The following is an 18636-nucleotide window of genomic DNA, read 5'->3' on the forward strand; positions in this document are numbered from 1 at the left end:
CCGAAATCCTGGCCGGATCCCGGGCGCGCGGCGCTAGAGTCGCGCCAGCATGCTGCTCGCCATCGACGTCGGGAACACCAACATCAGCTTCGGGGTGCTGGAGGGCGAGGTGCTCCAGCACCACCTGCGCTGCGAGAGCGCGCGCTCCCGCACCGCGGACGAGTACGCCGTGCTCGTCCGGCAGATGCTCGACCTCCGCCGCGTCGACCTCGCCCGCATCGACAGCGCGATCGTCGCGAGCGTCGTGCCGACGCTGACCGACACGATGGTGGGCCTCGTCGAGCGGGCGTTCGGGATCGAGCCGCTCGTCGTGGGGCCTGGCATCAAGACCGGGATGGCCATCCTCTACGAGAACCCGCGCGAGGTCGGCGCCGATCGGATCGTCAACGCGGTCGCGGCGCACGAGTGGGTGCGGCGGCAACCCGAGCCCGCGCCCCGCGCCGCGCCGGCGCGAGCGCACGCGGCCGAGCCCGACCGGGGTGATCACCCCGCCGGCGCCATCGTCGTCGACTTCGGCACGGCGACGACGTTCGACTGCGTGACCCCGAAGGGCGAGTACCTGGGCGGCGTCATCGCGCCGGGCATCCAGATCAGCGCCGAGGCGCTCTTCTCCCGCGCCGCGCGGCTGTCCCGCGTCGAGATCGCGCTCCCGCCCCGGGTCGTCGGCCGCAACCCCGTCCACTCGATGCAGTCGGGCATCGTGTACGGCTACGCGGGGCTCGTCGACGGGCTCGTGGGCCGCCTCCGGCGGGAGCTCGGCTACCCGTGCCGCGTCATCGCCACCGGCGGCCTGGCGCGGCTCATCGCGCCGCAGACCGAGACCATCGAGGAGGTCGACGACGACCTGACGCTCACCGGGCTGCGCCTCATCTACGAGCGCAACGCCGAGCGCAACAGCGGGCCCGCCACCCTGCCGCCCGCGGCGCGCGGAGGCGGCCAGGATTGACGTCGCCCGTGTCCGGCCGCGCCCCGCGCCGAGCGAGCGCGCCCTCCCTCCCGGCGCCGCCGGCGTCCGGCCGGGGCCTCCGCCGCGCGCTCGTCCTCGCCGCGGCGCCCGCGGCGCTCGTGCTCTCGCTCCTCGTCGCCGTGCTCCTCGGCGCCGAGCCCGTCTCGATCGCGCGCGCCGTCGCCGAGCCCGGCCTCGACCGGACCCTCCTCATCGACGTGCGTCTGCCGCGCGTGCTCCTCGCGGCCGTCTCCGGCGCCGGCCTCGCGGCCGTGGGCGCCGCGTTCCAGGCGCTGCTCAGGAACCCGCTGGCCGAGCCGTACGTGCTGGGCGTCTCCGGCGGCTCCGCGCTCGGCGCCGCGGTCGCCATCGCGCTCGGCATCGGCGCCACGACCGTCCTCGGCGCGACGCTCCTGCCCGCGGCGGCGCTCGCCGGCGGCCTCGTCGCGACGCTGCTCGTCTACGCCATCGCGCGCGGCGCGGCCGAGGGCACCTCCGGCGCCTCGATGCTCCTCGCCGGCGTCATCGTGAACTCCATCGCGGCGGGCCTCATCTCCTTCCTCAAGACGCTCGTCTCCCCCTCGCGCGCCCAGCAGCTGCTCCGGTGGCTCATCGGCTTCGTCGAGCTGCCCACGACCTCGGCCCTCCTCGGCGTCGCCGCGTACGTCGCCGCGGGCTGCGCCGTGCTCCTCGCCGACGCCGCGCGCCTGAACCTCCTGTCGCTCGGCGACGAGTCGGCAGGGACCCTGGGCGTCGACGTCCGCGCCGTCGAGCGCCGGGTCTTCCTCGCGTCCTCGTGCGTCGTCGGCGCGATCGTCAGCCGCACCGGCCTCATCGGCTTCGTCGGGCTCATCGTCCCGCACGCGATCCGCCGGCTCTGCGGCGCAGATCACCGGCGGCTCCTGCCGCTGTCGCTCGTGGCCGGCGCCGTCCTGCTCACCACGTGCGACCTCGTCGCGCGGCTCCTGTTCCGGTGGCTCGGCACGGAGCCGCCCGTGGGCGCGGTGACCGCGGTGCTCGGCGGGCCGATGTTCCTCGTGCTGCTGCGGCGCTCGCCGCGCCTGTGAGGGCGCGGGCGCGTCAGGTCATGCCGAGGAGCTTGTTCATGCTGGCCTCGTCCGCCGGCGTGAACGGGTAGCGATCGAACTCGGCGCTCGTGACCCACCGGAACGCGTTCACGGCCAGCGAGGCGAGCTCGCCGCTCTTGATGTGGCACTCGTAGAGGTACAGGTCGACGACGTAGCGCTCGTAGGGGTGGCTCACGAACGAGATCAGCTGGCCCACCTCGATCTCGACGCCGAGCCGGTGGCGGACCTCGCGCTTCAGCGCCGCCGCGTCGGTCTCGGTCTCCTCCACGCGCCCCCCGGGGAACTCCCAGAGCATCGGGAGCACGGCGGTCGGGCGGCGCTGGGTGATGAGGTACCGGCCGTCCTGTTCAATCACGGCGGCGACCACGCGGATGGTGCGGACCATTTCCATGGCGAGTGCCTCAGGGCTGCTGAGCGTACGATGGGGCGTCGGGTTGTGCGAGCGGGACGGTCGCGCCCTCGGGGCGCCGGCGGCGCGCCCTCAGACGTTGATGCGGAACAGCTGCTGACCCATGAGCAGGATGTCGCCGCCCGTGATCTCGGTCTCGCCGAGGACGCGGAGGAAGGTGCCGTTCGAGCTGCCGAGGTCCGTGAGGAACAGCCGGCCGCCCTGGAGCGAGATCTGGCAGTGGAGCCCGGAGACGTAGCCGTCCTCGGGGAAGAGGATGTCGCCGCGCTCGCGCCCGAGGTGCAGGCCGGTGTCGGGGACCGGGAACGCGTTGCCGGTCGCGTCCCTTCCGATGATGAGGGCCAGCCGCGCGACGTAGCCCTTCGAGGGGCTGCCGAGCCGCTCGACGCCGTCGGGCGTCGTGGGCGCCGGGGAGAGCGGCTCGACGCGGACGATCTCCTGGCCGATGCGGAAGACGTCGCCGTTGTCGAGCTGCACCGGCGTGTCCCTGCGCAGCCTGCGGTAGACGCCGTTCAGCGAGCCCTCGTCCTTGACGAAGAGCCGCCCGCCCTTGATCGAGAACGTCGCGTGGCGCGGCGAGAGGTAGCTGTCGCCGCCGAAGATCGTGCCCGAGTCGCGCCCGATCACCGTGGGGTTCGTGGGCAGCGTGTACGAGCCGGCCTCGGTGCCGTCGGCCCGGAGCGCGGTCAGCACGACGTTCGCGGCGCCCGACGTGGAGACGACCGGCGTGGAGGGCTGCGCGGCCTGGCCCGCCGGCTTGACGAGCTTGAAGCCGCACAGCGCGCAGAACTTGTTCGACGGCGGGTTGGGCTCCTGGCACTGGGGGCAGACGACCGTCCCCGCGCCGGCCGCCGCTGCCGGCGTCGCGGGCGCTGCCGCGGCCGCCGCGGCCTTCTTGCCGGCGCCTGTGTCCTCCCCGCGGGCCGGGGCGATGAACGCCGCGGGATCGACGAGCGCGGGCGGCGGGGGCGCGACCGCGGGGCCCTTCTGGGCGCCGGTGCCGATGGCGGTCGGCTCATCGCCGTAGTCCTTCGCCCGCGTCGCCGCCGGCACGCCGTGGGGCGGGGTGCCGGCCGCGAACTTCTTGGGCGAAACGTCGCGAGGCAGCTCGGCGCCGCAGCCGAGGCAGAACTTGTAATGGTCCTGATTTTCCTTGGAGCACTTCGGGCAGGTGATCACCACGCCTCCTCACAACGAGCGACCGGACTGGATCCCAGGGCGAACGGCGGCGGGAGCATATTCGCCGCGGCGCCCCTCTGTCGACTGTCTGTCGCTCCTCCGCCTCCCCGCGGGGGGGTGCGCGCCGCCGTCCGCCCGCCCGTCGGGGCGATCCCGCCTGGCAAACCGCGGCTCGCCGGCGCGGTTTGCCGCGGTTTGCCGGGCGCGGGCTGCCGCGGCTCGCCGGGCGAGGGCGGCCGCGGCTCGCCGGGCCTGGGCGGCCAGGCTCGCAGGGCTCGTCGGGCGCCGGCGGCGTGGCTCACTTGGACAGGAGCGCGAGCGCGTCGCGCACGAGGTCGCCGAGCGGGGCGCTGTCGACGCGCGCGCCGAGGGCGGTGACGGCGCGCTCCGCCTCGGCGGGGCGGTAGCCCATGCGGGTGAGCGCGCTGTGGAGGAGGTCCTGCTTGGCGCCGGCGGCCGCGGGCGGCGGGGCCGCGGCGGAGAGCGGGGCCGAGGGGAGGTGGACGAGCTTGTCCTTCAGCTCGAGGACGAGGCGCTCGGCGGTCTTCTTGCCGACGCCGGGGATGGCGGTGAGGCGCGCGGTCTCCCGGCGGGTGATCACCGCGGCGAGCTCCCCCGCGCCGAGCGCGCTGAGGATGGCCATCGCGATCTTCGGGCCGATGCTGGAGATGCCGATGAGCACGCGGAAGGCCGCCCGGTCCTCGCGCGTCGCGAAGCCGTACAGGAGGAGCGCGTCCTCGCGCACGTGGGTGTGGACGAACAGGGTGATCGCGTCCGAGCCGGCCTTCGCGTTCGCGGCGATGCCGCGCGCGCGCCCCACGGCCCCGAGCGGGACGGTCACCTCGTAGCCGACCCCGCTGACGTCGAGGACGACCGTGCCCTCGTCGCCTTCTTCCACGACGTGGCCGGAGAGCCGGCCGATCAATTGACCTTGGCCCCTTGCTGGATCCACCTGCGGATGGCGTCGCGCTCCGCCGAGGGCAGGGGATCGCCGCCGAAGGGCATCGGGTCGCCGCAGCCGTCGGAGGCGCACTCGAGGTCCCCGCAGCTCAGGGTGTCGTCGAGCTTGTGCAGGAGGAAGCTGTTCGCGGGGTCGCCGGCCGTGATCCGCGGCATCCCGGAGGGCGCCCTCGACGCGGCGCCGACGTTCTGGGCCACGATCGCGTCGATCTGCGCCTGCGTGGCCTGCTCGCTCAGCGGCGGGCCGAGGTACGCGAACCCGGCCGAGCCGGCCTCGGCGCCGTGGCATGTCGAGCTGAACGAGCAGGACCGCTGGAAGATGGGGAGGACCTCGGCCGAGAAGCTCACCTCGGGCGTGGCGCCGTCGAACTTGCTGTAGTCGAAGCACTCCGTCGCGGGCCCGGGGCCGTCATCGCCGCAGCCGGCGCCGGCGCAGGCCGTCGCGACAAGGAAAATCAGGAAGAATTTCCGCACGTTCACCCCTCGCACCCAGATGTCGGGGTGGGACCCTAGCAGAACTGCGCGCGCTCCGTAACGCGTGACGTCGCGCCGCCCACCTCGGGTCGCGCGGGTCGTTCCGGCGCGCGCGGCGCGCCGCGCCGTTGCGGGGCGCACCGCCGGGGCGCGGAGATCGCCGCGCGTTTGGCCGGCCGGCGCGGCGGCGGGTAGGCTGGGCGTCCCATGAGGATTGGCCTGGGCATCGGCGCGATGGCGCTCGCGCTCGCCGCGCTCAACGTCGGTTGCGGCGGAGGGCAGGACGCGGTCGAACGACAGCTCTCCGAGCTGCGCGCGGAGCTCGTCAGGGTGCGCGCGGAGAACGCGGTGCTCACGGATCGGGTGGGCTCGCTGGAGCGCTCGCGGGGCGGCGTCCGCAGCGCGGCGCGCCCTGGCGAGGCCGGGGCGCGCGCCGTGCCCCCGGAGGAGCCCGACAGGCCTGACCTCGAGGTGGTGCGGCTCGCGCCGGAGGACGACGGCGCGCGGCCGCCCGTGCTCCGCTCGACCGCGAACGGCGTCGTGATCGAAGAGCTCCCGGGCGGATCGCCGCCGCCGAGCCCGCCACCCTCACCCCCGTCGAGGCGCAAGCGATGAAGTTCCCCCCGAAGGCAACGCTGGTCCTGGTCTCCCTGGCGATCGTCGCGGCGCCGCCGCTGGCGCGCGCTCAGGATCAGCAGGGCGGCGAAGAGGGCGCCGGCCAGGGGCCGGGCGTCACCGTGGTCCAGCTCCCGAGGGGCGAGCCGACCGTCGAGACGCAGGTCGTTGTGCCGGGTTATCCGCAGCCCGGGTTCGATCCGAACGCCCACCTGCCCTCGAGCTCGCGGGGCACGACGGACACGTCCCGCCCGTCGGACGGCTTCGATCTGGGCCGCCGCAGCGAGGGCCCCGCCTCGGTGAAGGGCGGCGCGAACGGCAGCTACGTCGTCGAGGGGCAGTTCGTGCCCGAGTCGCACTCGGTGCGGCGCGGCGACACGCTCTGGGACATCTCGGGCAGGTACTACACGAACCCCTATGCGTGGCCGCAGGTCTGGGCGCTGAACCCGCAGCTCCAGAACCCGCACTGGATCTACCCGGGCGACCGGATCCGGCTCCGCGACCCGAGCGAGGGCCCGACCCGCGGCAGCATCGGGTTCGGCGCGAACCAGCTGGGGCGCGGGGGGCGGGTGCCGTCGAAGACGATCTTCCTGCGCGAGCTCGGCTGGGTCGACGACGTGAAGAAGGACACGTGGGGGGAGCTCGTCGCGAGCCCCGACGACCAGATGCTCCTCAGCGAGGGCGACGATGTCTACCTCCGCCTCTCGGACGATCACGACGTCTCGATCGGCCAGGAGCTGACGATCTTCCGCGAGATCAAGAAGGTGAAGAGCGGGGACGTGAAGGGCGAGCTCGTGACGGTGCGCGGCACGGCGCGCGTGGATCGTTACAACCCGAAGACGCACATGGTGCGCGCGCGGCTCATCGAGTCGCTCGACGTGGTCGAGCGCACGGACAGGGTCGGCGCGGTGTTGCGGCGCCTCGACGTGGTGCCGCCGGTGGGCGCCGAGGCGGATCTCGAGGCGAGGATCATCGCGGCCGTCTATCCCTACCAGCTCGTCGGGCAGCACCAGGTGGTGTTCATCGACAAGGGCGAGAAGGACGGCGTGAAGCCGGGGCAGCGCTTCTTCGCGGTCCGGCGGGGCGACCGCTGGCTGCAGCAGATCGGGGGCGCGGGCAGGCTGGCGACGGTCCGGCCGCGGGTGCAGGACGAGCGCCCGGCGCAGGTCGACGAGCCGAAGTTCGGCGTCGACGAGGAGCTGCTGCCGGACGAGACCTACGCCGAGCTGCGGGTCGTGCATGTGCGCGAGCGCACGGCTGCGGCGCTCGTGACCCACGCGATGTACGAGGTCGAGCGGGACGCGGTGCTGGTCTCGCGCAAGGGCCTCTGACGATCGACCGTCCACGGCTTTTCACGGCCGGGGTGGACGAGCCCACGGGCCCGCATCCGATTGCGTGAGCGGGCCAACGTGCGGAAAGCCAGCGGCCCCAGCCGTCGGCGCGCCTCCGCTCGCGGGCGGCGGCGTCCGCTCGCGGGCGGCGGCAATGAAGCGGCGATGAAGGCGATGGAGAAACCGAGCGCTGCCGCCGCGCTGACCGCGCAATGTCTCCACGAGAGAGGCGCTGGCGCGGTATGATGTTCCGCCTGGCATGCGTCGCCTCCCCGAAGTCCAGTCCGAGCTGAAGGGCGTGGATGGCGATCCTCCCACACAGCGCTCGTTCGACAGCGCGGCGGATCGCTGCACGCCGAGGAGCGGATCGCTGGCCGAGGTGCTCGGCGAGGGGGTGACGCGGGGGCCCCGTTCGAGCGCGGCGCCCCCGAGCCTCAACAGCACCCCGCCGGAGTCGCGCGGCAACGCGCTGCGGGAGCGCGGCAACCTGCTCCTCCGGCGGAGCGACTACGTGGGCGCCGCGCGCGACTACGACGAGGCGCTCGCGCTGTTCCGCGCGACGGGCGACGCGCTCGGGCAGGCCCAGGTGCTCATGGATCGGGGCGCGCTGCGCCTGCGGGAGGGCGTCCCCGCGCAGGCGGTGCGCGACTACGACGAGGCGCTCGCGCTGTTCCAGGCCGCGGGCGCTCGCGCGGCGGAGGGCGACGCGCTGAGGGCGCGGGGCTTCGCGCGCGCCGAGGAGGGCGATCTCGGCGGCGCGGTGTGCGACTACGATCTGGCGATCCAGCTGTTCCTGCAGCTCGGCGATCGCGAGCCGCTCAAGCCCCGGGCCGGGTCGCGCGGGGCCGCCGACGCCGACACCCCGGGCCCCTCGGAGCCGCCTCGCGCCCGCCCCCACGGCGCCGCGCACGGGCGGGCGCTCAAGGCGCGCGGCGATCTGCGGGTCCGGCTCCGCAACCTCGCGGGAGCGGCGCGCGACTACAGCACCGCGCTCGCGCTGTTCCAGGACACGGGGGATCGGAGCGGGCAGGCCAGCGTGCTGAAGGCGCGGGGCGACATGCGGTTCGGCCAGGACAACGTGACGGGCGCCGCGCGCGACTACGACTGGGCGCTGACGCTCTATCAGGCGACCGAGGACCACCTCGGGCAGGCCGGCGCGCTCAAGGCGCGCGGCGATCTGCGGGTGCGGCAGGGGGATCTTGCGGGCGCCGAGAAGGATTACGATCAGGGGCTCGAGCTGTTCACGGCGACGCGCGACGTCCTGGGCCAGGCCGCGGTGCTGAAGGCGCGGGGCGATCTGCGCTCCGTGCAGGAGGACCTCGTGGACGCGGTGCGCGACTACGACCGTGCGCTCGCGCTGTTCCGCACGGGCTTCGAGCGCCGCGGGCAGGCCGCGACGCTCAAGGTGCGGGGCGATCTCCGCCGCAAGCAGTTCGAGCTGGTGGCCGAGCTCGTGGGGGTCGCGGCGGCCGATGCGTCGGACCTGGAGGAGGCGCTCTCGGACTACGAGCAGGCGCTCGCCCTGTTCGAGGTGCTCGAGGACGGCGCGGGTCAGGCCGGCGTGCTGCGGGCGCGGGGCGATCTGGCGCGCATCCAGGGGGATCTCGCCGCGGCGCTGTCGCTCTACCTCGGAGCGAAGCGGCTCCTGGAGGTGTCGGGCAACGCCGCGGAGCTCTCGGCGACCCTCGCGGAGATCGCCCGGACGCACGCGCTCGCGGGCCGCGCGGCCGAGGCGCGCGCCGCGGCGGAGCAGGCGCTCGCGCGGGCCGATCGCGCGACGAGCGCCGAGTGCCGCGAGCTCGCGGAGGCGGTCCTCGCCGGTCGCGTCGTGGCGCCGGGAGAGGCCGGCGCGAAGCGCGACTCCAGGGCGCCGAACGGCCTGAAGCGGTTCGACTGAGAGAGGCCCTGAGCGGCGTCGGGGCGCGGAGGGCGTCGGGGCGAGGCCTCCGCGCGCCCGTGCCTCCGCGGGCGGCGCGGGGCCGCGCCGAGGGCCCGAGCGCCATAGGCGAGCGGAGACCGCCTTTGAAGGCGCTGATGGCGAGTTGACCCGATCGACGGACAACCACCCTGACTCCGCCCGATGCCGTCGAGAGCGGGGATGACCCGATAAGGGTGTCTCATCCCCGAGAGCCTCCGGGAGAGCTCCGGAGTGCGCCGTCTACATGTACGGCATAAATCCAGGCGTACCACGGCGCGGGTGGTAGTGCGCGTCTCCGTACATGTCGGCGCGCCGTCGCGCCGCAGCGTGATGATCCGCCGTCACGACAGATGGGCAACACCACGGCAGCGCGAGCACGTTGCAGTCCTGTTTCCTGTGTGGCCGCCGCGCGCGCTTCGGGATAGAAATGAATGTCTTAAGGAGTCATCTACATGAAGAGAGGCTTGAAAGCAGTGCTCGCCCTGTCGGCTGCGCTCGCTCTGCTCGGCATCGGCGCGCCCGCGGACGCGACGACGGCCGTCCTGCTCTCGCGGGAGGAGCTCGTGCGCCAGTCGGCGACGGTCGCGCGCGTGATCGTCGGCCGATCGTACACGACGGAATCCGACGACGGAAAATCGATCGTGACCCGCACCGAGCTCACGATCACCCAGCCGCTCAAGGGGGGCGCGGCGGACAAGGGGGGCTCGAAGATGATTGTGCTGGAGCAGATGGGCGGGACCTACAACGGCAAGACACAGCGGCTGCTCGGCGACGCCAGGCTCTCGCCTGGCGAGGACGCCGTGGTCTTCCTGCGCCCGGGCGACAAGGGGCGGTGGCACCTCACGGCGCTGGCGCTTTCGGCCTATCATGTGGACAAGAAGGGCATGGCGCGGCGCATCCTCGAGGGGCTGAACCTCGTCCGGCGGACCGGAGCCGCGCTCGTGCCCATCGCGGCGCCCATCGACGAGGTCGAGCCCATCGAGAGCCTCATGACGGACGTCGTGCGCATCGCGGGAGGGAAGTGAGGTGAGGCGCCGCGTCGCCCTCGCCGCCCTGCTCGGCGCCGCCTCGTCCCTCGCCGTGGCCCGTGAGGCCGCCGCGTGGACGCCGCTCGATGACGTGGTCCCCCGCTGGGACAAGCTGCCCGTCGCCTACTACATCAACCGCTCGACGATCCCGGGCGAGATCTCCGCCTTCGCCGTCGCCCGTGTCGAGTCCGGGTTCGAGACGTGGTCGAACGCGGGGTGTACGGAGTGGCGGGTCGACCTCCTCGGCGACACCACCGATCGTTACAACTACAACGACGGCAAGAACGTGTTTCAGTGGATCAGCTCCTCCTGGCCGAACATGCTCGGCGACGTCAACTCGGTCATCGGCGTCACGATGCCGGTCTGGAGCTTCGACGGCGCCATCGTGGACGCCGACATGGTCTTCAACGACGTCGGGTTTTGCTGGAACGACACCGGCAACAACGGCTGTGTCGACACACAGTCGATCGCCACGCACGAAGAGGGGCACTTCCTGGGCCTCGGCCACTCCAGCGAGCGGAGCGCGACGATGACGCCTTACTATGTCGTGGGCTCGTCGATGCGCACCATCGAGCAAGACGACATCGACGGCGTGTGCGCGCTGTATCCCATCGGCGGGACCACGGCGAGCGCCGCGAGCGCCACGAGCGCCGCCGCCGGCGGCGGCAGCTGCGATAGCTGCTCGAACGATTCGCTCGCGAACACCTGCAAGGCGTCCTATGACGCGTGCGGCGCGTCGCTCGCGTGCAGGGGATTCATCGGCTGTGTCAACGAGTGCCCGGACGACGCGTGCGTCGAGGGATGCTTGAATGACTACGCCGAGGGGGCCGGCATGTATATCAGCATCCTCGAGTGCGTCTGCGGGGAATGCTCGACGGAGTGCTCGACCGAGTGCGTTGGCTTCGATGGCGGCGGCGCCGGCGGCGCCGGCGGCAGCGGGGGCGACGGCGGAGCGGGCGGCAGCAGCACGTCGACCTCCTCGTCGGCCGGCGGCGGATCGAGCGTGGGCGCGACCGTGAGCTCGTCGGTCGCCTCGAGCGGCGGGGTGGGCGGCGGCGGCGGCGCCGATCCGGACGACACGCAGAAGAGCGGCGATGGGGAGTCTGGCGGCGATGCCGGGTGCTCCTGCTCGACGACCGGCCGATCGGCCGATGTCGGCGGGGTCATGCTCCTCGGCGTGCTCGGCGCGCTGGCGTCGCGACGGCGCCGGCGCTGAGCGTTCGATCGCGGGGCTTCGGGGGGAGCGCCGGCCCTCGCGGCGGCGCGGAGCGAGTCGGGGCCTGCCGCGATCTTCCGGACCAGAGAGCACCTGAGAGGACACCTGGTGGAGGCCCACCTCGTCCTTCTCCCTCGTCGGCTGCATCGCCGAGCCGCTCGAGGGTGACAGCGCCGATGACGGCGCGAGCGACGCCGCCGAGGTCGTGGGCGAGGGCGCAGAGGCGATCATCGGTCCTGGCGGCGATGACGGCGGCGGTCCGGTCACGAAGACCGTGAACCTCTCCTGCTCGATCACCTATCCCACCATCTTCAACCCGAACGCCGCGATCAAGAACACCTCGCTCTTCGCCGTTCCTGACTCGGCGAAGATCACCTTCACCGTCACGCACTACTACGGCGATCCGGGGCCCATCACCCGCTCGGTCACCGGGCCGCTCGCCAAGGGCCAGACCAAGCTCGTCCCCCTCACACACACCGGCGCGCTCGACGCTTACGGCTGCACCGCCAAGGCCACCTGGACCCTCCTCGACTGAACCCTCGGCGACAGACCAGCTGCCCCATTGCAGGGCCAGGACGTCTCCGCGCACGAAGCCCCGATGTCTCTAGGCGCGCGTCCACGCGCGCCTTCGCGGAGGTCGCCCTGGCTCCCGATCTCCACGAGGGCATCGGCAGGCGTCCTACCTGCTCCCACCACTTCCGCCTCACGCCCAATTTTTATTTTGCCAATTGACACAATAGAAAATAGGGGTACCCTGAAGCTCGTGACATCGCCAGGCCGCCCGCGCGGCAGACCGAGGAAGGATCCGCAGCAGCTCGCGACATGGGTTCCGCCCGAAGGCTGGTCACGCCTCGTCGCGTGGATCTCGCCGGAGGAGCGGATGGCGCTGAAGCGCGTCGCGCTCGAGGCGAATACCTCCGTGGCGGAGCTGGTGCGTGCGCTGGCGAGCGGGCTCGCTGGAGGCGTCATCACGCCTGACGAGCTGCTCGGCCAGGTACGAAAGGGCATTCAGGTCATGGAGAAGATTCCGACGATTTTCGATCGCGGCGACGACTTCAAGGTGCTCCCGAAGCCGCGCCAGGGGTGCGAGTGGGTCTTTGCGGGCGAGGGCCGTCCCACCGAGAAGCTCGACGGCACGAACGTGCGATTGACCGTTCGCTCGGGCCACGTGGTCCGGGTCGAGAAGCGCAGGAACCCGAGCAAGCTCCAGAAGCAGCAGGGGATCATCGACGGTTGGTACGTCGACGCGGACGAGCACGGGCCGGAAGACAAGTGGATCTTCGAGGCGGTTCGAGAGACGGAGTTCCAGGGCTGGCCGGACGGCGAGCACTCGGCCGAAGCGCTCGGACCGAGCATTCAGGGCAACCCGCTCGGGCTCGCCAGGCACATGGTCGTGCCGTTCAACCTCGAGATTCCCGTCTACGACGACATCCCGAGGACCTATGACGGCCTCCGCGGCCTGTTCGAGCACCTGGAGAGCCGCTTCGCCCCGGGCCACCTCGCCGAGGGAATCGTGTTTCACCACCCCGACGGCCGGCGCGCCAAGATCAAGCGCAAGGACTTCCCCGGAGGGACCGGGAAGTCGCGGTGAGGCTCCGGCCGATCGGGGCGCCTCACCGCCGGGATCGGGGCAGCTCGCGATTCGCGCCCGTCCGGTGGGCGCTCAGCGCCGCCGCCTGCCGCGCGCTGGCTTGCTGCTGCCTCCGCGGCGCGGCGTTGGCTTTTCTCCACCGCGACGCGGGGCCGGCTTCTCTCCACCGGGGCGCTGGGCCGGCTTCTCCGGCGGCGCCTCCGTCGTCCGGACGACGAGCAGCGCCCGCCCGCGCTCGAAGGTCGGCGTCACGCTCACGTAGCCGTTCTCCCGCGCGAAGCCCGCCATGTCGCCGCGGTGCTCATCCATGTACCGGCTGAACCGCGTCCAGAGATCACGCGCCTCCTCGTCGGCGAGGGGCGCGCCGTCGATGGAGGCGGCGAGGTTCGAACGATCGCTCACTGGATACCGTGGCTGGGATGATGCGCCGTGAAGTGCGGCGTCTCCAGGGGTTTTTGCGGGGCGACCCACACGTCTCGCCGCCTTGCCGCGCCAGCCGCCCCCGGGCAGGCTTCGTCCATGGGCCAGCCCGCCGAGAAGCAGCGCCGCGCGACGTACGCCGACCTCGAAGCTGTCCCACCGAACAGGGTGGCGGAGCTCGTCCGTGGCACCCTGCATGTGTTCCCCCGGCCGGCGCCGAAGCACGCGTGGACGTCGTCGGGCCTGGGAGCCGAGCTGATCGGCCCCTTCCAGCGTGGACGCGGCGGCCCGGGTGGCTGGATCATCCTGGACGAGCCGGAGCTGCACTTCCCCGAGCCAGACGCGCCAGGGGAGATCGACGCCCTCGTGCCCGACCTTGCCGGCTGGCGCCGCGAGCGCATGCCTGAGCTGCCCGAGACGGCCTACTTCGCGCTCGCCCCGGATTGGATCTGCGAGGTGCTGAGCTCTTCGACCGAGGAGCTCGACCGCGACGAGAAGATGCCTATCTACGCGCGCGAGGGGGTGCGGCACGCGTGGCTGGTCGACCCCATCAAGCGGACGCTGGAGGTCTTCTCGCTCGTCTCGGGTCGGGGCTGGGGGCCCGCCGTCGTCCACCGCGACTCCGCTCGCGTCCGCGTCGAGCCCTTCGAGGCCATCGAGCTCGATCTCTCGGTCCTCTGGGCGAGGTGACACGCCGCTCGCTTCGAGCGCGGCCCCCGAATCACTGGATGCCGTACTCCTTGAGGCGTCGGTAGAACGTCCGGCGCGGCAGGCCCACGACCTGCGCCGCCTTCACCCGGTTCCAGTTACAGCTCGAGAGCGCGACCAGGATCCGCTCCCGCTCGCTCGCCTTGTGCGCGTCCAGCGACGTCTCGACGCGGCGGGGATCGCTCGACGGCGGTGCCCGGCCAGCGCTCGCGGGCGCACCGCCGCCGGCGGGCGCTCGCGGCGGGGGCGCCGCGCCGCCGTCGAGCGGGCCCCGCAGCGACCGAGGCGCCGCGTCGGGGAGCTCGAAGTCCTCGCTCTCCAGCTCGGGGCGATCCGACAGGACCCACGCGTTGAGCAGCACGTTCTCGAGCTGCCGCACGTTCCCGGGCCAGGTGTACGCCGACAGCCGCTTCAGCGCGGCGCGGGACACGCTGCGGCGATCGCGGCCGTAGCGCGCGGCGAAGATCCCGAGGAAGTAGTCGATGAGCAGCGGGATGTCCTCGATCCGCTGGCGCAGCGACGGCACCCGCACCTCGACGACGTGCAGCCGGTAGTAGAGATCCTCGCGGAACGTGCCCCTCGAGACCATGTCGGCGAGATCCCTGTGCGTCGCCGCGATGACCCGCGCGTCGACCGGCTCCTCGCGCGCGCCGCCGACCGGACGGACGACCTTCTCCTGCAGCACGCGCAGCAGCCCCGCCTGCATCTTCTGCGGCATCTCCCCGATCTCGTCGAGCAGGATGGTGCCGCCGGTCACCTCCCGGAAGAGCCCCTTCCGGTCGCGGTCGGCGCCCGTGAACGCGCCGCGGACATGCCCGAAGAGCTCGCTCTCCAGCAGGTGCTCCGGGATCGCGCCGCAGTTGACGCCGACGAACGGCTTCTTCGCCCGCGGGCTCGCGTTGTGGATCGTCCTGGCGACGACCTCCTTGCCCGTCCCGCTCTCGCCCGTGATCAGGATCGGGATGTCCGTGTCCTTCACCCGGTCGATGAGCGCGTACACGCGGCGCATCGCCTCGCTCGTGCCGACCAGGCCCTCGTAGCCGAAATGGCCGCGGATCACCGCGCGCGCCGAGCGCAGATCCCGCCGCGTCGCGGCCAGCTGCGCGGTGCGGTGGCCGAGGAGCTCCTCCAGCTTGGCGCGCGCCGCGCGCAGCTCCTCGTTCGCGCGCTCGAGCTCGCGGGCGCGGCGCTCGTTCTCGCTCACGAGGCGCGCCGTCTCGATGGCGATCGCGACCTGATCGGCCAGCGCCGTCAGCGTCGGGAGCTCCACCTCGAACTTCGCCGCCGCGCTCAGCCGGGTCTCCAGGTACAGCGCGCCGATCACCTGCCCGCTCCGCTGCCGGATGGGCACGCACGCGACCGACTGCAGCATGAGCTGGTGCACCGAGACGTAATCGCTCATGCGCGCGTCGTCCCGCGCGCTCGCGGTCACGACCGACTCGCCCGTGGAGATCACCCGCTCGGCGATCGAGCTGGAGAAGCGCGCGTGCGGGTCGTCCCCCGCCTGGTCGCGCGAGGCGTGGATCGAGAGATCGACAGCGCCCTCGCCCGCAGCCTGCTGCAGCTCGTCGCGCGGCGGCCGCTGCAGGATGATGAACCCGCGCTCCGCCTGGAGGAGCGCGATCGCATGATCGGTCACCTTCGCGAGCAGGCGCGTGAGATCGTGCTCGCCCGCGATCTCGCGGTTGATCTCGAGGACCCGCGCCAGCCGGTCCTCGCCCTGCGGGGGCGCCGCGCCGGCCTGAGCGCCCGTGCTCTGCTGGGTGAACGGCACCGTGCGGCTGCTCATCAGCTCGAGCATCGCGGCCGCCCGGATCTCCTTGCGACGCGCGTCGTTCCAGAAGACCTCCCGGAGGTCGCGCGGCAGCTTCGAGGCGATCTCCTCCAGCGTGATCAGCGCCTCCTCGCGGTCGTGGCGCGCCCGGATGAGGTGCCCCCGCTCCGTCTCGAGCTGCGCCCGCGCCTCCAGCGCGCGCCAGATCCAGTCGCGCTGGCCCGCGGCGCGCGCCGCGTCGAGCGCCTCGTCGTACGCCGCCCGGGCCCGCCACTCGTCGCGCGCGAGCGCCGCGACGCGGCCGCGCGCGAGCGCGAGCAGGGCGCGGTGGGCGCCGGTCGTCCCCAGGCGCTCCGACGCCACGTCGATCTCCTCGCCGAGGGCCCGCGGATCCGCGCCGGCGCGCGCCACCGCGAAGAGCACGCGCTCGAGCCGCGCCTCGACCCCGTCGATGCGCCGGCCCATCGCCTCGTACGCCTCGGCGCACTCGAGGCAGAGCCGCTCGGCCTGCTCGAGATCGCCCGAGCGCGCCGCGTGCTCCGCCTCGAGCGCCAGCAGCTGCGCCTGCTGCTGCGGCGCGAGATCCGCGCGCTGGGCGGCGAGCGCGTCGAGCGACACCCGGGCCCGCGCGAGCCGCCCGAGGTAGAGGTCGAGGTTCGCGAGGTTGAGGAGCGCCTGGCGGATCGTCGCGACGCGGCCGGAGCGCCGGCCCAGATCGACGGCGGCCTCGAGGTGGCGGATGGCCGCGCCGAGGTCGCCCTGGAGCTTCGTGAGCGCGGCGAGGTTCAGGCGGGTCGTCGCGAGCGTGCCCGCGTCGCCGGCCTGCTCCGCGGCCGTGAGCGCCTCCTCGTAGACCGCCTTCGCCTCGCTGAGGCGGTCGTCCCGCTGGAGCGCGAAGGCGAGCGACACGAGCGCGACCGACAGGATGCGCGGCTCTCCCGTGAGCCGCGCGAGCCGGACCGCGTGCTCCAGCGTGCGCTTCGCGTCCTCGTGCCGAGAGGCGAAGCTCTGCGCGAGCCCGCGCGTCGCCACCGCCTCGGCGACGATCGCCTCGGGCGACGCGCCGAACGCGGCGGCCGTCGCGACCTCGGAGCGCGGCGCGCCGGTGAGCTCCGCCTCGATCTTGAGGGGGCCCACGCGCTCCACGGCCTCGCCGGCGCGGCGCTCCGCCTCGCCGTAGTCGCCGGCGCGCACGAGCGCGCGGGCCATCTGCAGCGACCAGAACGCCGCGAGCGCGTGATCGCGCGAGGCCTCGACCTGATCCTTCACGCGCCCGAGCTCGGCGAGCGCCCTCGCCGTGTCGCCGCGGTTCATGGCGAGCCGCGCGCGCGCGACGGTCAAGGTGGGCACCGCGGCGGGCGAGCCGTCGCCCTCGTGCCGCCCGAGCGCCTCCGCGGCCGCGTCGAAGTGGCCGCGGTCGAGCAGCCGGTGGATCTCCGCCGGCGGCAGCGCCGCCCCCTCGGCGCCCGCGCCGCCCGGCCCGGACGCCACCGCGCTCGTCGGGGGCGCGTCGAGCAGCCGATCGACGTCCTCGGTCGACGCGACGGGCGCGCGCGCGATGCGCGCGACGATCTCGCGGATGCGCCCGGGCCACCGCCCCGCGCGGGAGACGACGTGCGCCGCCACCGCGTCGCTCAGCGACGGGATGGTGCGCTGCACGAGCTCGCGGGCGACCTGCTCGTCGAGCGGCGCCATCTCGAAGCGCTCGAACCCGCGGCCCAGGCGCGCGGGGGAAGGCGCGTCGTCAGCGGGCGCGCCGCGTGCCGCGCGCGGCGCGCCTGGCGCCCGGCCCGCGCCGCCCTCCGATGGATCCCCGAGCACGAACACGAGCTTGCCGCCGGCCTTCCGCACCTCGTCGAGGCGCTCGAGCGCCGCGTCGCCGAGCCGGTCCGCGTCGTCGACGAGCGCCGTCACCCGGCCGAGATCGTGCTCCGACAGCTCGATCGAGAGCGCCTCGCGCGGGTCGGCCACGCGGGCCGCCTCGACCCACGCGACGGCGTACCCGCCCACCTCGAGCGACCACGCGATGCGCCGGAGCAGCGCGCTCCGCCCGGAGGCGCGCGGGCCGTCGATCGAGAGCCCGCCGCCCGCGGGCAGCGCCATGATCTGCGCGAGCAGCCGCGTGGAGGGCGCGTCCAGCCCGACGATGGGCCAGACCACGGCGCCCGCGTCCGCGTCGGGCCTCGCGCCCGCCTCGCCCGTCCTCGCGGCCTCCTCGCCCGGCCCGGAGGGGAGCCGCGCCGCGCGCCGGAGCGCGTTGGCGAGCTCGTCCGCGCTCGGGTAGCGCGCGTTCGGGTCCTTGGCGGTGGCCCGGTCGACGACCCCCTGGAGCGCCTCGACGACCTTCGGATCGCGATCGCCCCCGCTGTCGCGGAGGGCCTCGGCGAGCGTCGCGCCGAGCGCGAACACCTCGGCGCGGACGGTGAGCGCGTCGCCCTTGAAGAGCTCCGGCGCGGCGTAGCGGGGCGTGAGGCCCACGGGCCGCGAGCCGTCGTCGCGGAACGGCGCGGCGAGGCCGAGGTCGACGAGCGTCGCGCGGCCGCCCTCGCCGACGATGATGTTCGCGGGCTTCACGTCGCCGTGCAGCAGGAGCGCGCGGTGCAGGCGCGTCAGCTGATCGGCCGCGTCGGCGATGGCCGCGAGGTTCCTGGCCAGGTCGGCCTTGCGCGCGAGCAGATCGGCGAGGCTCGTCCCCTCGACGAGCTCGCGCACCATGAACGGCCGCCCTGACGCCGGCAGCCGGCCGAAGCGGAGCACGCGCGGCACGCCGAGGCCCTCGACGCCCGACAGCGCCGCCGCCTCGCGGACGAGCGCGAGCACCTCGGGCTCGTCCGCGTCCTCGCCGAGCGTCTTCAGCGCGACCGTCTTGCCGGTGAGGCGGTCGCGCACCGCCCACACCTCGCCACCACCGCCCTTTCCGAGCGCCCCGATCGGCTCATAGCGCGGGGGAAACAGCGGACGCGACGTCACCTCATCCCT

16 protein-coding genes are annotated in these 18636 nt (G+C 73.5%); 10 read left to right on the forward strand and 6 right to left on the reverse strand.

Annotated features, from left to right (window positions below):
* Window positions 1-49 precede the first annotated feature (49 nt).
* Window positions 50-946, forward strand: coding sequence for a type III pantothenate kinase (locus tag WMF29_RS01700; protein ID WP_437327166.1), 897 nt, complete (start codon window positions 50-52; stop codon window positions 944-946).
* A complete protein-coding gene (locus WMF29_RS01705) occupies window positions 943-2013 on the forward strand; it encodes a FecCD family ABC transporter permease (RefSeq protein WP_437327167.1) in 1071 nt (356 codons plus the stop codon). Before WMF29_RS01700 ends, WMF29_RS01705 begins: the two co-directional genes overlap by 4 nt.
* 13 nt (window positions 2014-2026) lie before the next feature.
* Here the strand turns inward: WMF29_RS01705 and WMF29_RS01710 are convergent, their stop codons facing one another.
* The 4 genes from WMF29_RS01710 to WMF29_RS01725 form a co-directional block, all read right to left on the reverse strand.
* Window positions 2027-2425, reverse strand: coding sequence for a (deoxy)nucleoside triphosphate pyrophosphohydrolase (locus WMF29_RS01710; protein ID WP_272097380.1), 399 nt, complete (start codon window positions 2423-2425; stop codon window positions 2027-2029).
* 90 nt (window positions 2426-2515) lie between these two features.
* On the reverse strand, window positions 2516-3622 hold the full coding sequence (locus WMF29_RS01715) for an FHA domain-containing protein (RefSeq protein ID WP_437327168.1): 1107 nt from the start codon (window positions 3620-3622) through the stop codon (window positions 2516-2518).
* 298 nt (window positions 3623-3920) lie between these two features.
* Window positions 3921-4547, reverse strand: a complete 627-nt coding sequence (gene ruvA, locus WMF29_RS01720) for a Holliday junction branch migration protein RuvA (protein WP_437327169.1) — start codon at window positions 4545-4547, stop codon at window positions 3921-3923.
* Window positions 4544-5062: a hypothetical protein gene (locus tag WMF29_RS01725; RefSeq protein WP_437327170.1), complete on the reverse strand. Its 519-nt coding sequence runs from the start codon at window positions 5060-5062 to the stop codon at window positions 4544-4546. The genes ruvA and WMF29_RS01725 overlap by 4 nt, the downstream gene beginning before the upstream one ends.
* Before the next feature lie 201 nt (window positions 5063-5263).
* Between WMF29_RS01725 and WMF29_RS01730 the strand changes: the two genes are divergently transcribed.
* The 7 genes from WMF29_RS01730 (at window position 5264) to WMF29_RS01760 (ending at window position 12755) form a co-directional block, all read left to right on the forward strand.
* Complete coding sequence (locus WMF29_RS01730) at window positions 5264-5671, forward strand: hypothetical protein (protein ID WP_437327171.1); 408 nt, start codon at window positions 5264-5266, stop codon at window positions 5669-5671.
* Window positions 5668-7002: a LysM peptidoglycan-binding domain-containing protein gene (locus WMF29_RS01735; protein ID WP_437327172.1), complete on the forward strand. Its 1335-nt coding sequence runs from the start codon at window positions 5668-5670 to the stop codon at window positions 7000-7002. Before WMF29_RS01730 ends, WMF29_RS01735 begins: the two co-directional genes overlap by 4 nt.
* Window positions 7003-7261: 259 nt before the next feature.
* Window positions 7262-8899, forward strand: a complete 1638-nt coding sequence (locus WMF29_RS01740; protein WP_437327173.1) for a tetratricopeptide repeat protein — start codon at window positions 7262-7264, stop codon at window positions 8897-8899.
* A 473-nt stretch (window positions 8900-9372) separates the two neighbouring features.
* Complete coding sequence (locus WMF29_RS01745; RefSeq protein ID WP_437327174.1) at window positions 9373-9945, forward strand: hypothetical protein; 573 nt, start codon at window positions 9373-9375, stop codon at window positions 9943-9945.
* 1 nt (window position 9946) lies between these two features.
* On the forward strand, window positions 9947-11164 hold the full coding sequence (locus WMF29_RS01750) for a matrixin family metalloprotease (protein WP_437327175.1): 1218 nt from the start codon (window positions 9947-9949) through the stop codon (window positions 11162-11164).
* A 205-nt stretch (window positions 11165-11369) separates the two neighbouring features.
* Window positions 11370-11699, forward strand: a complete 330-nt coding sequence (locus WMF29_RS01755) for a hypothetical protein (protein WP_437327176.1) — start codon at window positions 11370-11372, stop codon at window positions 11697-11699.
* Between the two features lie 228 nt (window positions 11700-11927).
* A complete protein-coding gene (locus WMF29_RS01760; protein ID WP_437327177.1) occupies window positions 11928-12755 on the forward strand; it encodes a hypothetical protein in 828 nt (275 codons plus the stop codon).
* A 72-nt stretch (window positions 12756-12827) separates the two neighbouring features.
* Here WMF29_RS01760 and WMF29_RS01765 read toward each other — a convergent pair whose 3' ends face one another.
* A complete protein-coding gene (locus WMF29_RS01765; protein ID WP_437327178.1) occupies window positions 12828-13157 on the reverse strand; it encodes a hypothetical protein in 330 nt (109 codons plus the stop codon).
* 117 nt (window positions 13158-13274) lie between these two features.
* Here WMF29_RS01765 and WMF29_RS01770 point away from each other — a divergent pair, with 117 nt between their 5' ends.
* The gene (locus tag WMF29_RS01770; RefSeq protein WP_437327179.1) at window positions 13275-13865 is read left to right on the forward strand and encodes a Uma2 family endonuclease; all 591 of its coding nucleotides are present in this window, start codon (window positions 13275-13277) and stop codon (window positions 13863-13865) included.
* Window positions 13866-13896: 31 nt separating this feature from the next.
* On the opposite strand, the gene WMF29_RS01775 is transcribed toward WMF29_RS01770, so the two are convergent.
* Window positions 13897-18627, reverse strand: a complete 4731-nt coding sequence (locus WMF29_RS01775) for a sigma 54-interacting transcriptional regulator (protein ID WP_437327180.1) — start codon at window positions 18625-18627, stop codon at window positions 13897-13899.
* Window positions 18628-18636: the final 9 nt, after the last annotated feature.

Source organism: Sorangium sp. So ce381 (genome assembly GCF_051473845.1).
GTDB lineage: Bacteria > Myxococcota_A > Polyangia > Polyangiales > Polyangiaceae > Sorangium > Sorangium atrum.

Bases quoted from the DNA above. Each gene is read 5' to 3' on its own strand.
- WMF29_RS01735 (WP_437327172.1), top strand. From the start codon at position 5,668: ATGAAGTTCCCCCCGAAGGCAACGCTGGTCCTGGTCTCCCTGGCGATC.
- WMF29_RS01770 (WP_437327179.1), top strand. From the start codon at position 13,275: ATGGGCCAGCCCGCCGAGAAGCAGCGCCGCGCGACGTACGCCGACCTC.
- WMF29_RS01710 (WP_272097380.1), bottom strand. From the start codon at position 2,425: ATGGAAATGGTCCGCACCATCCGCGTGGTCGCCGCCGTGATTGAACAG.
- WMF29_RS01700 (WP_437327166.1), top strand. From the start codon at position 50: ATGCTGCTCGCCATCGACGTCGGGAACACCAACATCAGCTTCGGGGTG.
- WMF29_RS01730 (WP_437327171.1), top strand. From the start codon at position 5,264: ATGAGGATTGGCCTGGGCATCGGCGCGATGGCGCTCGCGCTCGCCGCG.
- WMF29_RS01740 (WP_437327173.1), top strand. From the start codon at position 7,262: ATGCGTCGCCTCCCCGAAGTCCAGTCCGAGCTGAAGGGCGTGGATGGC.
- WMF29_RS01745 (WP_437327174.1), top strand. From the start codon at position 9,373: ATGAAGAGAGGCTTGAAAGCAGTGCTCGCCCTGTCGGCTGCGCTCGCT.